The sequence below is a fragment of the Intrasporangium sp. genome, from assembly GCF_032907665.1.
Classification (GTDB): Bacteria; Actinomycetota; Actinomycetes; order Actinomycetales; family Dermatophilaceae; genus Intrasporangium.
In genome coordinates this window covers 1-12360 of sequence record NZ_JAJJPG010000020.1, presented here as the reverse complement: position 1 = coordinate 12360, position 12360 = coordinate 1, and the positions used below count along the sequence as shown (strand labels likewise).

Here is a 12360-nt window from a genome sequence, read left to right as displayed (position 1 = left end):
GCTCGGCCTGCGCCTCCTGCTCGGCCTGCGCCTCCTGCTCGGGTGGTGCTTGCTCGGCGGGAGCAGCATCACCGTCACCGATCACGGCGAGGTCCGCACCGACCGGAACCGTGTCGTCCTCCTCGGCAAGGATCTCCTGGAGGGTGCCTGCGACGGGGGAGGGGATCTCGGTGTCGACCTTGTCCGTCGAGACCTCGAGCAGGGGCTCGTCGACCTCGACGCGGTCGCCGACGCTCTTCAGCCACCGGGTGACGGTCCCTTCGGTGACGGACTCACCCAGGGCCGGCATGGTCACGCGTTCTGACATGACGTCTTCTCTCCTCTTCCCAGTTACTGGCTCAAGCGTGCGCGTGCAAGGGCTTCCCGGCCAGGGCCAAGTGCGCCTCGCCGAGTGCCTCGTTCTGCGTCGGGTGGGCGTGGACCAGGCTGGCGACGTCCTCGGGATGAGCCTCCCAGTTCACGATGAGCTGGGCCTCGCCGATCTGCTCGCCAATGCGGGCCCCGATCATGTGAATACCCACCACGGGCCCATCCTTCCGCCGGACCAGCTTGATGAACCCCTGTGTGCCCAGGATCTGGGACTTCCCGTTGCCACCGAGGTTGTACTCCTGGGTCAGGACGTCCCCATGGGCTTCCCTGGCCTCGGCCTCCGTCAGTCCGACGCTGGCGACCTCGGGATCGCAGTAGGTGACGCGCGGGATGCCGGCTTCGTCGATGGCACCAGGCGACAGACCCTTGATCTCCTCTGCGACGAAGATGCCCTGCGCGAACCCTCGGTGGGCGAGCTGCAGGCCGGGAACGATGTCGCCGACCGCGTAGACGCCGGGGACATTGGTCCGCAGGCGCTCGTCCGTCGGCACGAAGCCGCGGTCGACCGTGATCCCCGCGGCCTCGTAGCCCAGCCCCTCGGTCACGGGGCCGCGGCCGACCGCGACGAGGAGGAGGTCGGCCTCGATGGTCTCGCCGGACTCGAGCGAGACGGTCACGACGTCCCCCGACTGTGCCGCGCCGGCGAAGCGGGCCCCGGTCTTGATGGCGATCTTGCGCTTGCGGAAGGCTCGCTCGAGCTGCTTGCTGATCGCCTCGTCCTCGGCGGGCACGAGGCGCGGCAAAGCCTCGACGATCGTCACCTCGGACCCGAAGCTCGTGAAGACCGAGGCGAACTCGACGCCGATCACACCCCCGCCGAGCACGACGACCCGGGCTGGGACGTGGTCGATGGAGAGGGCCTCGTCGGAGGTCATGATGCGCCCACCGATCTCGAGGCCGGGCAGCGACTTCGCATAGCTGCCGGTGGCCAGCACGACGTGCTTTCCGGTGAGGCGCCGGTCGCCGACCACCACCGTCTTCGGGCCGTCGAGCGCGCCGGCGCCCTCGACGTAGTCGATCCGGGCGCCCTTGACCAGGCCCTGCAGGCCCTTGAAGAGCCGACCCACGACGCGGTCCTTGTAGGCGTGCACCGCAGCCATGTCGACCGACTCGAAGGCGGTCTTCACCCCGAACTGCGATCCGTCGCGAGCGACGTCCGCGACCTCGGCGGCGTGGAGCAGCGCCTTCGTCGGGATGCAGCCCTGGTGCAGGCACGTGCCGCCCAGCTTGGCCTTCTCGACGAGGGCGACTGTGAGACCCAGCTGTGCCGACCGGAGAGCACAGGCGTAGCCGCCCGACCCCCCACCGAGGATGACGACGTCGTAGTCGCCTGCGGCTTCAGCCGACATGTGGTGATGCTCCTTCGCTGGCTCGATGACGGGGTCTGTCATACGGGTGCGTCACGGGTTGGGTCACGCAAGAGCATCTTGTCATTGATCGAGAGCGACGTCACAGGCAGGTCACGCGCGCCACTCGTGACGGGCGCTGGGCCAACGCGTCGTACAGTGCGGGGCATGGGTTGGTTCTCCCGTCGCCGCCGCTCCAAGGACACGCCCCCGTTGGGCCGGTCCGACGGCCCGCTCATGGACATCGACCGAAAGGCAGTCGAGGCACACCTGAGCGGCTTCGTCGAGACCCATCGAGGGGTCGAGGCCTACGTCGAGCCGGCCACGAGTGTCACGCCGACGACAGTCGTGCTCATCGCCTGGGACGGGGAGTGGACGCGCCGGGCGATCGGCCGGCGGAAGGACGCCTTCGAGGTGGCGCAGCGTCTCGGGGTCCCGGTCTATGACGTCAACCACACCGGCTACCCGAGCCGCATGCGTGAGTGGAACAGCCGCAAGCGTCGCGGCGACGCGTGAGCGACTGTGACCCAAAAGCACTGGCAGGTATGCCGCTGGGCTGACAGTGTGGGGATGTCCCGTTCGCGCCGCCTCAGGAGGTAACACGCATGTCCAAGCAGGAGGGTTCCGCCACAGGGCCCAGCGAGGAGATGAAGGCCAAGTTCCGCGAGGCCCTTGCCAAGAAGCACGCGCACGGAGGCAAGGACGTCTCCGATGACCAAGAGCGCTCGAAGGTCCACGGGGCCCACGGTCCGGCCAAGGCCCAGCAGATGTTCCGTCGCAAGGCAGGCAGCTGAACGTCTCTCTTGTCAGGTGTAGCTCTCGATGACTGAGATGAGGGTCCGGACCGCGAAGCCGGTGCCGCCCTTCGGGGTGTAGCCACTCGCCGCCTTGTCGTTGTAGGACGGCCCTGCCATGTCGATGTGGGTCCACGGGATGCCCTCACCGACGAACTCGCCGAGGAAGATTCCGGCGCTGAGCATTCCGCCCTCGACCGCCCCCTTGTGGGCGAGGTCGGCGTTGATGGAATCGAGGCCCGGACGCAGCTCCTTCGGCAGGGGCATGGGCCACATGGCCTCCCCGGCCGCGGACGCCGCGTCGAGCACCCGGGTCCGAAGCGCGTCGTCGTTGCCCATGACGGCAGCAGTGTTGGCCAGGGCGACGACCTGGGCGCCGGTCAGTGTCGCAACATCGATGATGGCGTCGGGCCGGGACTCGCTCGCGAGGGCGATGCAGTCGCCGAGCACCATGCGTCCCTCGGCGTCGGTGTTGAGGATCTCGACGGTCGTGCCGCCCCGCATCGTCACGACGTCGCTCGGCCGCTGGGCGCTCGAGCTCGGCATGTTCTCGGCGAGCCCGAGGTAGCCGGTCACCGCGACGGGCAGGCCGAGCTCCGAGACGGCGAAGATGGCCGCCGCGACCGCAGCCGCCCCGGCCATGTCGCTCTTCATCGTCGTCATGCTCGTTGCCGGTTTGAGGGACAGGCCCCCGGAGTCGAACGTGATCCCCTTGCCGACGAGCGCGAGGGTCGCCTGCGGCCGGGGGGGAGCGTAGGTGAGCACGGCGATCCTCGGCTCGTGGGCGGATCCCTGACCGACCCCGACAGTGCCTCCGAAGCCTCCGGCGCGCAGCTGCTTGAGGTCGTAGCTGCGGAGCTTCACCTTGCCACCCTTCACACGGGTGGCGAGGGAGTCGACGAACGTCTCGGGGTAGAGCAGGTTCGGCGGAAGGTTGACGAGATCGCGCGTGTAGGCGACGGCCGCGGCCACGGCGCGGGCTCGCTTGACCGCGTTGCGAGCGGCGGCGTCGGCAGGACCGACGAGGGCGATGGCAGCAACCCCCTCGGTGCTCCTCGCGCCGGCCTTGGACACGGTGTACGCCCCGAGGGCGGCCCCCTCGGCGGTGGCCGCCACGAGAGCGGTGGAGCTGCCCGGCACGGCGACGACCGCCTTCTTCTTCTTGCTCAGGGACCGGATCGCCGCCCCGATGCCGCGGCGCACGTCCTCGAGGGACTCCGCATCTGGCCGAGCCGTGAGCTCACCGACCCCGGCGAGGACCACGACACGGGTCGCCACCCCCGGGACCGCGGTCACCGTGGCCACCTCCCCGGCCTTGCCCGTCAGGTCGAGGTCCGCGACGGCGGCCTTGAGGTGCGTGACCGACTTGCGTGGCAGGCCGTGGCCGGGGGCGAGACCCGGGCCGTCGTCGCCGGCGACGACACCGACGACGAGGGCGTCGCCTGCGGCTTCAGCGGCGGGACGGGTGGAGATGGTCAGGTTGGCCACGGAGGACTCCTTGTCGGGTGGATCGGCACGTGCCCTCGGACGGGCGCAGCAGGCCCGGCTCAGGTCCCGGACACGTGGCGTCGATGATAACCGTCGAAGCTCCCGCGATAAGTTGACCGACATGACGACAACGACGTCGGGGACGACTTCCCCACAGCGCTCGCCCCTGCACGAACGACACGTCGCGCTCGGCGCGAAGATGTCGGACTTCGGGGGCTGGGAGATGCCCATCGAGTACCCGGGCGGGGGTGTCGTTGCCGAGCACACGGCGGTGCGTGAGCGAGTCGGCGTCTTCGACGTGAGCCACCTCGGCAAGGCGTCGGTCACGGGTCCCGGGGCAGCGGTCTTCGTCAACGCCTGCTTCACCAACGACATCCGGCGGATCGCACCCGGTCAGGCGCAGTACACGCTGTGCTGCGACGAGTCAGGTGGCGTCGTCGACGACCTCATCGTCTACCTCAAGTCCGACGACGAGGTCTTCCTGATCCCCAACGCGGCGAACACCACCGAGGTGGTGAGCCGCCTGCAGGCTGCCGCGCCCGCCGGGATCGAGGTGACCAACCTGCACGACGCGTTCGGTGTCATCGCGGTCCAGGGGACCAGGAGCGACGACGTCCTCGATGCGCTCGGCCTACCTACCGGCCACGACTACATGTCGTTCGTCGAGGTCGAGTGGCACGGGCGCCCGGTCATCGTGTGCCGCACCGGTTACACGGGCGAACGCGGCTACGAGCTCGTCCCGCTCTGGGGAGATGCTCCGGCGCTCTGGGACGCGATCCTCGAAGCCATGGAGCCCTTCGAGGGCAAGCCGTGCGGGTTGGGAGCGAGGGACACGTTGCGCACCGAGATGGGCTATCCGCTGCACGGCCAGGACCTGTCGCTCGACGTCTCTCCGGTGCAGGCCCGAGCCGGTTGGGCCGTCGGGTGGAAGAAGGAGGCCTTCTGGGGGCGGGACGCGCTCCTCGCCGAGCGGGCCGATCCGTCCCGCCTGAGCCGCGGCCTGCGCGTGACGGGCCGCGGCATCCCGAGACCGCACTGTGCCGTCTCCAAGGACGGCGCGCGCGTCGGCGAGGTCACGTCCGGCACCTTCTCACCCACCCTTCGGCACGGCATCGCCCTGGCGCTGCTGCGGCCGGACGTGGTGGAGGGCGACACCGTCGAGATCGACGTTCGCGGGCGCGCCGTCGAGGCAACGGTCGTCAAGCCGCCGTTCGTGGAGGTCCAGGTTCGCGAGTCGTGACCCGGCCACGCCCCGAACCCTGCGCTGATCGATTCAGGTCGAGGCCTCGGCCACCCGGCAGGGGACTGGGCGACCGCTGACCCCCTCTCGGGCGGAGTCGACCCGGCTGCTGGACAGGGGTGCTCCGGTGCCGACCCTCAAGGGAATGAAGAGGTCAGCCTCCACGTTCTTCCTGCTCGTCTTTGCCCTGTCCATCCGATCTGGTTGATCGAGCCGGACGACTGGCCCATCACCGCAGCGGTGCTGGTCCCGCTTCCGGCGGCGCTCATCATGGCCTACCGCGAGGAGGGGGCTCATGGGGTCCGTCGCCTGCTCGCGCGGGTGCTCGACCACCGGAGGATCAGGGACAAGGTGTGGTACCTGCCGATCGTCCTGCTGTGGCCCCTTCTCGCGATGCTCGCCTATCTGGTCACACGACTGGTCGGTCTTCCGGTCAGTGCCGAGTCGTCCAACGCGCTCCTGCTGGCTCCGCTCCTCTTCCTCCTCTTCGTCGTCCTGGCCATAGGTGAGGAGCCGGGGTGGACCGGGTACGCGACGGAGCCCCTGCTCGGCCGGCACAGTGCCCTGACAACCGGCCTCATCCTTGGGCTCGTCTCGAGCCTCTGGCACTTGGCGCCCCTGATCAACATGGGTCGGAGTCCTGCCTGGATCGCGTGGTGGGCGGTATGGGCAGTCCCGCTTCGGGTCCTCTTCGTCTGGATCTACACCAACACAGGCAGGAGCCTGTTCGCGGCCGTCGGAGGCCTGGAGCCGAGCGACGTCATCAACGAGCTGGGGGTGGGTACGGGGCCGCCGGGACGAATGTCCCTGGACGACCACGGGAGGCACCATGACCACCACGCCACAGCCGATGCCGGGTTCCGAAGGCCCGGACCTCACGCTGGGTCAGGACACGCCGACGACGGTGCCCGCGGACCGCACCGGGGCGGCCGCCGAGACCGTGCCACGGGACGGCACGGCCGCCAGCGGGGGTGGAGGCCTCACAGACGAGGACCAGGACCTGGTTCGCTCCGCGGCGATCATGGCAGGGGCGCTCGTGTCGCAGGCGGAGAGCGGCTTCTTCGACACGTTCCGTGAGTCCTTCGCCGCATCGAAGGCGGTCAGGGACGCGCCCGCGCAGATCCGGGACCTCCTCGCCCAGGGCGGCCTGCCCAGCATGCCCCGCGCCGGCTCGAGGGAGGAGCTCGCGGAGGCCACGCTCGACATGGTGCGGCGTGCTGTGGACATCCTCCGCGCGAAGGCCCCCGATCTCGTCGACGCCTACCGCGCGACCGTGCTGGACAGCTGCCGTGATGTTGCTGCCGCAGCCGACGACACCTCGGCCACTGAGTCGGCGGCGCTGTCGAGCATCGAGCAGGCGCTCGCCTGACGCGGCGGAGCCGGACTCGCCCGCTCGGTCACCGAGTCGCAAGCGACGCGGCGACGACAGACGCGGCGACGAGCGCCGCGGCGAGGGAGACCTCTATCGCGGCGCCGATGACGTCGCCGGTGACGCCACCCAGGCGCCGCACCGCGTGGCTGGTGACTGACCAGGCAGCGAGGATGGCCACCCCGGCGACGAGCCCGGCGGCATACGGGAGGTGGCCGCCCAGCCCGAGCGCGAGGGTTCCGGCGACGCCGACGCCCAGGACAGCGATCGCGAGGGGCATGGGACGCACGGACCCCGCGACTGTGGCGCCGAGCCCGCCCGGACGTGCTGAGGGCACACCTCTCCGGCAGGCGATCGGTGGTGCGAGACGGCTCGCGACCAGGGCGATGGCGGCGAGTGCGATGCCGGGACCGGAGTCCATGAGGGATGCCAGCGCCGCGGCCTGCACGAGGAGGACGAGGACGACGGCCGTGACGCCTGCAGGGCCGATGTCGCCGCGCTTCATGACGTCGAGCGCCCGGTCACGGTCGGGACCCGAGCCCAGGCCGTCGGCGAGGTCGGCGAGGCCGTCGAGGTGAAGGGCCCGGTTGAGCAGGACCGTGGTGCCCACGCCGAGGGCGGCGGCCAACAGCGCGGTGAGCCAGCCGGCGCGGACCCCGAGCCCGAGCCCCACCCAGACCAGTGCGGCAGGTAGGGCGGTCACCGGCGCGAGCGTCATCGCGAAGCCGGCGATCGTGTGGTCGACCCGGCCCGGCGGCCGCACCGGGATGGCGAGGAACGTCCCGGCGCTCAGGCGCCAGGCCTCACGCATCGAGCGTCCGGGGAGGGAGGGAGTCGGGGACGGTTGGGGCGTCACTGAGATCGAGCACGCGACCTGCGACGACGAGATGCACCCGCGCCGCTGCCTGCGCCACTGCTGCGTTGAGCCGGCCGAGCTCGTCCTGGAAGAAGCGCCCTGAAGCGCTGAGGGGAACGAGCGACCAGCCGACCTCGTTCGTCACCACGACCACGGGATGGGTTGCGCGAGTGAGAGATTCGACCAGTGACGTGGTGCACTGACGAAGGTGCTGCCTGGCCCGGTCCAGGTCGTCCCAGCCGACGCGATCGACCTGGGCAGTGAGCCAGGTGCCGAGGCAGTCGATGATCACGGCCCCCTCGGCGGACGCGAGCGTCTCGTCGAGCTCGATGGTCTCGCTGGTTCGCCATGTCTCGGGGCGACGGTCCTGGTGTGCTCGGACGCGAGCCGCCCACTCGCTGTCGTCGTCTCCCGCCCGTCGACCCGTGGCGACGTAGAGCACGTCCCGGTGCAGGGCGACGAGGTGCTCGGCGTGCCGGCTCTTGCCGCTGCGCACGGGGCCGGTGACCAGCGTCGTGGTGGCCGCCCGGCGCGTCATGGGGCAGCCACCCTGCCCCTCGGGCGCGGCACGGGGTCGCCGACCGCGTGCCGGGCCCGGGTGTCGTGGTCCTCTGCAGGTGGCTCACCCGGTGGCCGTGGCCGGCTGCCGGGATGTTCGCCGGACGAGGCCAGCTGGAAACCCACGGGGGCACCGAAGGCCGCGCGACGGGCTGCCCGCCTGAAGACGCGTAGCAGGGCAGGTCCGGCAACGGTGACGAGGACGGCGTTGAGGATGCCCCTGGGCAGGTCCCAGCCGAGGGACGTCGCCAGGTAGAACAGGCCGTAACGGCCGAGGTTCTCCGTGAGGGACCCGCCGGGCACGAAGCCCATGCCGCTCGGGGCGTTGGCACCGAGGAACGGCCAGAACCACAGGTTCATGAAGAGGCCGAAGGCAAGTCCGGTCACGAGGGCGTAGGCAGCGAGGATCCAGCGTTCCGAGCGAGCACCGGCTCGGCCCGGCAGGAGGCCGGCGCCGAGGCCGATCGCGCCTGCACAGATCATCTGGAAGGGCAGCCACGGTCCGACACCACCGGTGAGGAGGGCGCCCGTGAGCAGCGCGAGGGCGCCCGCGACGAAGCCGACGCCCGGGCCGAGCACTCGGCCGGCGACGAGCAGGACGAAGAACATCGGCTCCAGCCCAGCCGTTCCCGCGCTGAGGACACGCATGGCACCGCCGGCGGCTGCGGTCACGCCGAGGACGGCGATGGTCTTGGCATCGAGCCTCCCGGAGGTGACCTCCGCGAGACAGACGAGCGTGAGCAGGGCGAGGATGCCGGCGAAGAGCCACGGGGTGTCGTTGCCATGTCCCTTCACGAACTCGGCCGAGGCGAAGAACGGCCACAGGAAGGCCATCGCGCCGATGACGCCGACCAGCGCCATCGCCGCGGCCGCCGGCCACCTCACCGGAATGACGTTGCCCACCGGTGTCGCCGCCCTCATGCGGACCGTCCCAGAGCCGCTGCCACCTCGTCGACCGTGAGCCAGGTCTGCGGCAGCAGCACCTTCGTGACCTGGGGCGCGAAGGCCGGAGACGAGGCGAGGACCTCGCGCACCTGGCCATCGGTGACGACCTCTCCGTCGGCGAGGATGACGACACGGTCGGCGACCTCGGCGGCGAGCTCGACGTCGTGTGTCGCCAGCAGGACTGTCGTCCCGCCGGCGGCCAGGTCTCTCAGCGCGTGTCCGAGCCGCTGCTTGGCGCCGTAGTCGAGTCCGCGGGTCGGCTCGTCGAGGAGCAGGACCCGGGGTGAGCCGGCCAGGATGACCGACAGGGCCAGCTCCAGCCGCTGCCCCTCGGAGAGGTCGCGGGGGTGGCGCGAGGCGTCCAGTCCGCCGGAGATGCGATCGAGGATCCTGCTCGTCGTCCCGCTCTGCACGGCGAAGTCCTGGTCCGCCGCGGCGCACTCGGCGGCGACGGAGTCGGAGAAGAGGAGCAGCTCGGGCTGTTGCGGCACCAGCCCGACGAGGGTGACGCGACGTCTGGCCGGGAGGGTGCCGGGCTCGACCCACCGGCCGTCGTCGGCGATGCGTGCGGATCCCGCTGCCGTGGCGAGCTGGCCGGCCAAGGCGCCGAGCAGGGTCGACTTGCCTGCGCCGTTGCGGCCCATGAGCGCGGTCACGGTGCCGGTGCCGAGCTCGAGCGTGAGGTCGTCGATCACGGTCCGGCCGCCGCGGACGACACGCGCCGAGTCGATCCGGACCGCGGGGACCGACATCGGGTCCGTCGGGCTGGCGACGGGCAGCACCGGGGCGAGGAGCTCGCGGAGACTGCCCGCGCGTCGGCGGGCGTCGCGGATGGACAGGGGAGTGGGCGACCAGTCGGCGAGGCGCGACAGGGCGACCAAGGGCGGGTGGATGGGGGAGTCGGCCATCGCGACGGCGGGGTCGAGCAGGGCAGAGGTGCGGCCCGCGTCGATGAGCACGACCCGGTCGGCGTGGTGGACGACTCGCTCGAGCCGGTGCTCGGCGAGGATGACGGTGACCCCGAGGTCGTGCACGATGCGGTGCAGGGAGGCCAACACCTCCTCGGCGGCGACCGGATCCAGTGCGGACGTCGGCTCGTCGAGAACGAGGATGCGTGGACCGGCGGCGAAGACCGACGCGATGGCGACGCGCTGCTGCTGTCCTCCCGAGAGCGTGCTCAATGGACGGGCGCGCAGTGGCGTGAGACCGAAGAGGTCCAGCGTCTCCTCGATGCGCCGGCGGATCGTCGTGGGATCCAGGCCCATCGTCTCCATCCCGTAGGCGACCTCGTCCTCGACGACGTCCGTGACGAAGGTGGAGGAGGGGTTCTGCTCGACGAGGCCCACCACCGTGGCCAGGTCACGGGGCCGGTTGGACGAGGTCGGGCGGCCGTCGACGACGACGCGACCCATGAGGGTGCCGCCGCTGAAGTGCGGCACCAGGCCGTTGATCGTGCGCAGCAGCGTCGACTTGCCGCTGCCCGTCGGCCCGACCACGAGGACGAGCTCGCCCTCCGGGATCTCGAGCGTGACGTCGACCAGGCTCGGCTCGGCGGCGTCGGCGTAGCGGACGGTGACGTGGTCGAAGGTGATCAAGCGACGGCCCTCCGGGGGCGGGGCGTGAACCAGGCGGGAAGGGCAGCGACCAGCACTGCCACGACGGCGAGCACCGGCACCGGAGGGAGCTCGGCGCGCTGGGCAGGAACGATGCCGGTCCACGCCAGGAGGTGTGCGGCGACGAGGACGCCCCCCGCGACTGCGCCGGTGAGCACCGTCAGCGTCTCGGTCCACGACCACGGGTCACGCCGGTGTCCCGAGCGTCCGTCGCGGGAGGCGCCGACGGCGAGGCTGGAGCCCGCCACGACGACACCGACGAGCAGGAGCGGAAGGCCAAGGGCGCCGCCGACCGAGTTGTCGAGCAGGCCGTAGAGCCCGGCGAGGACGCCGAGGGTGCCGACGACGGCGAGGATGGAGGCGGTGCGGCGACCCCGTGCGGATGTCCGGAGGGCTCGGCCGTAGCCGCGCGACTCCATCGATGCGGCGAGGCCGAGTGACCGCTCGAAGGCCGTCTCGAGGACGGGCACGGCGAGCCTGGCCATCTCGCGCATCCCGCGGCCGTCGTGCCCGCGCAGGGCCCGCGCGGCGCGAACGGACCGCGCGTCGGACAGCAGCTGGGGTGCGAAGGTGAGGCCGACGACGATGGCCGTGCCGACGTCATAGAGCGTCGCGGGCAGGTAGCGGAGCAGTCGGCGCGGGCTGGCCAAGGCGTTGGCCGCGCCGATGCAGGCGAGGATCGCGGCGAGGCGCAGGGCATCATAGGCGGCGTTGAGCAGGCTCTCCAGCGACACCGGACCCCCGATGCGAACGCTGGCAGCCCACTCCGGCAGGGGTACCTGCGGCAGGGTGAACAGCACCGTCTGCCCGCGGATCCCGTTGCCGAGGACCATGGTCATCACGACGCGGAACGTGACGATGACCGCGCCGAGGACGAGGAAGGCCATCAGGGGGTTCGGCGTGGACGGGTCGCGTCGCTCGCTGACGACGAGGACGCAGACGCCGATGACGAGCAGGAGGATGGCGGGGTTGGTCGTCCGTGAGGCGGCGGTGGCCAGCCCCAGCCCCCACAGCCACCAGGCTGCGGGGTGCTGGAGCCGCTCACGAGCGCTCATCGGGTGAGCATGCCTCAGGCGTCTCGGCGGTTCGCGGCGCGCGAGCGGGCGATGACGAAGACGAGGATGGCCAGGAGCGCGAGCGCGGCGATGACGTATGCCGCTGTGCTCGCGCCGCTCGACGAGTCCTCGGCGGGGGCGCTGGCTTCGCCGGCCTGGGCAGCGGGGGTCGCGGTGTCCGTCGCCGCGGGTGGCCCTGCGATCTGCACCGGCGTGTCCGCCGCCTTGGCCTGGGGACTGATGTCCTTGACCTCACCGCCGCAGTCCGTCGCCGGGTAGCCGGCGACCCCGCAGACGAGGCCGCCCTCGACCCGGAGCTCACCGGCGGCGGCGAGGACGTCGAGGCTCGTCGCCTCCGTGGCGACGACGGCACAGACGGCCTTCGGCTCGGGCGGGGTCGTCGCGTCTGCGGAGTCGGCCGGTCGGCCGAAGTCGACGATCAGCCCGACACGTTTCCGGTCTGGCTCGGCGGGGGTGGAGCCACAGATCTCCTCGAACGTGGGGGTCGCTCGGGGATAACGGGTGTCGTCCATGTCCGCGACGGCGAAGCGCCAGCCCTCGACCGACCCCTCCTCGGGAACGATCTGGTCTGCACCCTTCTCGGCGAAGGCCCACTGGCCGTCCGTGAGCTGGTAGAAGCCCCAGAACCGGTAGGCGGCCGCATGCGCGGGAGCCAGGGTCAGGGCGGTGAGGGCTGCTGCGAGCAGCGCGGCGAGGACGACCCGGA

The 12360-nt window shown here is 71.2% G+C and carries 13 protein-coding genes and 1 pseudogene; 5 read left to right on the top strand and 9 right to left on the bottom strand.

Annotated elements, in window-relative coordinates:
- Positions 1–307: biotin/lipoyl-containing protein (locus LOY02_RS05120; RefSeq protein WP_317181254.1), on the bottom strand; the 307-nt coding region annotated here is incomplete at its 3' end.
- Positions 308–338: 31 nt separating this feature from the next.
- Positions 339–1718, bottom strand: coding sequence for a dihydrolipoyl dehydrogenase (gene lpdA, locus LOY02_RS05115; RefSeq protein WP_317181253.1), 1380 nt, complete (start codon positions 1716–1718; stop codon positions 339–341).
- 165 nt (positions 1719–1883) lie between these two features.
- Between lpdA and LOY02_RS05110 the strand changes: the two genes are divergently transcribed.
- Positions 1884–2231, top strand: a complete 348-nt coding sequence (locus LOY02_RS05110) for a hypothetical protein (protein WP_317181252.1) — start codon at positions 1884–1886, stop codon at positions 2229–2231.
- A gap of 89 nt (positions 2232–2320) precedes the next feature.
- Positions 2321–2509, top strand: a complete 189-nt coding sequence (locus LOY02_RS05105) for a DUF5302 domain-containing protein (protein ID WP_317181251.1) — start codon at positions 2321–2323, stop codon at positions 2507–2509.
- A gap of 12 nt (positions 2510–2521) precedes the next feature.
- Here the strand turns inward: LOY02_RS05105 and LOY02_RS05100 are convergent, their stop codons facing one another.
- Positions 2522–3997 carry a leucyl aminopeptidase gene (locus LOY02_RS05100; protein ID WP_317181250.1) on the bottom strand — a complete coding sequence of 492 codons (1476 nt, stop codon included), beginning with the start codon at positions 3995–3997 and terminating at the stop codon, positions 2522–2524.
- A 121-nt stretch (positions 3998–4118) separates the two neighbouring features.
- Here LOY02_RS05100 and gcvT point away from each other — a divergent pair, with 121 nt between their 5' ends.
- The 3 genes and pseudogenes from gcvT to LOY02_RS05090 all read left to right on the top strand — a co-directional run bounded on the left by gcvT (position 4119) and on the right by LOY02_RS05090 (position 6606).
- Positions 4119–5237, top strand: coding sequence for a glycine cleavage system aminomethyltransferase GcvT (gcvT, locus tag LOY02_RS05095; RefSeq protein WP_317181249.1), 1119 nt, complete (start codon positions 4119–4121; stop codon positions 5235–5237).
- A gap of 270 nt (positions 5238–5507) precedes the next feature.
- A pseudogene (locus LOY02_RS19225) lies at positions 5508–5963 on the top strand (type II CAAX prenyl endopeptidase Rce1 family protein); the annotation flags it as partial.
- 103 nt (positions 5964–6066) lie between these two features.
- The gene (locus LOY02_RS05090; RefSeq protein ID WP_317181248.1) at positions 6067–6606 is read left to right on the top strand and encodes a hypothetical protein; all 540 of its coding nucleotides are present in this window, start codon (positions 6067–6069) and stop codon (positions 6604–6606) included.
- A 28-nt stretch (positions 6607–6634) separates the two neighbouring features.
- Here LOY02_RS05090 and LOY02_RS05085 read toward each other — a convergent pair whose 3' ends face one another.
- The 6 genes from LOY02_RS05085 to LOY02_RS05060 all read right to left on the bottom strand — a co-directional run.
- Positions 6635–7417: an adenosylcobinamide-GDP ribazoletransferase gene (locus LOY02_RS05085; RefSeq protein ID WP_317181247.1), complete on the bottom strand. Its 783-nt coding sequence runs from the start codon at positions 7415–7417 to the stop codon at positions 6635–6637.
- Positions 7410–8000 (bottom strand): bifunctional adenosylcobinamide kinase/adenosylcobinamide-phosphate guanylyltransferase, encoded by a 591-nt coding sequence (cobU, locus tag LOY02_RS05080; protein ID WP_317181246.1) that lies wholly within the window; start codon positions 7998–8000, stop codon positions 7410–7412. The genes LOY02_RS05085 and cobU overlap by 8 nt, the downstream gene beginning before the upstream one ends.
- Positions 7997–8941 carry an ECF transporter S component gene (locus LOY02_RS05075; RefSeq protein WP_317181245.1) on the bottom strand — a complete coding sequence of 315 codons (945 nt, stop codon included), beginning with the start codon at positions 8939–8941 and terminating at the stop codon, positions 7997–7999. The genes cobU and LOY02_RS05075 overlap by 4 nt, the downstream gene beginning before the upstream one ends.
- Positions 8938–10560 carry an ABC transporter ATP-binding protein gene (locus tag LOY02_RS05070; RefSeq protein WP_317181244.1) on the bottom strand — a complete coding sequence of 541 codons (1623 nt, stop codon included), beginning with the start codon at positions 10558–10560 and terminating at the stop codon, positions 8938–8940. Before LOY02_RS05070 ends, LOY02_RS05075 begins: the two co-directional genes overlap by 4 nt.
- Positions 10557–11633 (bottom strand): energy-coupling factor transporter transmembrane component T, encoded by a 1077-nt coding sequence (locus LOY02_RS05065; protein WP_317181243.1) that lies wholly within the window; start codon positions 11631–11633, stop codon positions 10557–10559. The genes LOY02_RS05070 and LOY02_RS05065 overlap by 4 nt, the downstream gene beginning before the upstream one ends.
- A gap of 14 nt (positions 11634–11647) precedes the next feature.
- Positions 11648–12360, bottom strand: a 713-nt coding sequence (locus LOY02_RS05060; protein WP_317181242.1) for an SCO2322 family protein, incomplete at its 5' end; no start/stop codon positions are given.

What these genes read in the sequence shown, in the direction of transcription:
- lpdA (WP_317181253.1), bottom strand. Translation starts at nt 1,718, where the DNA reads ATGTCGGCTGAAGCCGCAGGCGACTACGACGTCGTCATCCTCGGTGGG.
- LOY02_RS05110 (WP_317181252.1), top strand. Translation starts at nt 1,884, where the DNA reads ATGGGTTGGTTCTCCCGTCGCCGCCGCTCCAAGGACACGCCCCCGTTG.
- LOY02_RS05105 (WP_317181251.1), top strand. Translation starts at nt 2,321, where the DNA reads ATGTCCAAGCAGGAGGGTTCCGCCACAGGGCCCAGCGAGGAGATGAAG.
- gcvT (WP_317181249.1), top strand. Translation starts at nt 4,119, where the DNA reads ATGACGACAACGACGTCGGGGACGACTTCCCCACAGCGCTCGCCCCTG.
- LOY02_RS05090 (WP_317181248.1), top strand. Translation starts at nt 6,067, where the DNA reads ATGACCACCACGCCACAGCCGATGCCGGGTTCCGAAGGCCCGGACCTC.
- LOY02_RS05085 (WP_317181247.1), bottom strand. Translation starts at nt 7,417, where the DNA reads ATGCGTGAGGCCTGGCGCCTGAGCGCCGGGACGTTCCTCGCCATCCCG.
- cobU (WP_317181246.1), bottom strand. Translation starts at nt 8,000, where the DNA reads ATGACGCGCCGGGCGGCCACCACGACGCTGGTCACCGGCCCCGTGCGC.
- LOY02_RS05075 (WP_317181245.1), bottom strand. Translation starts at nt 8,941, where the DNA reads ATGAGGGCGGCGACACCGGTGGGCAACGTCATTCCGGTGAGGTGGCCG.
- LOY02_RS05065 (WP_317181243.1), bottom strand. Translation starts at nt 11,633, where the DNA reads ATGAGCGCTCGTGAGCGGCTCCAGCACCCCGCAGCCTGGTGGCTGTGG.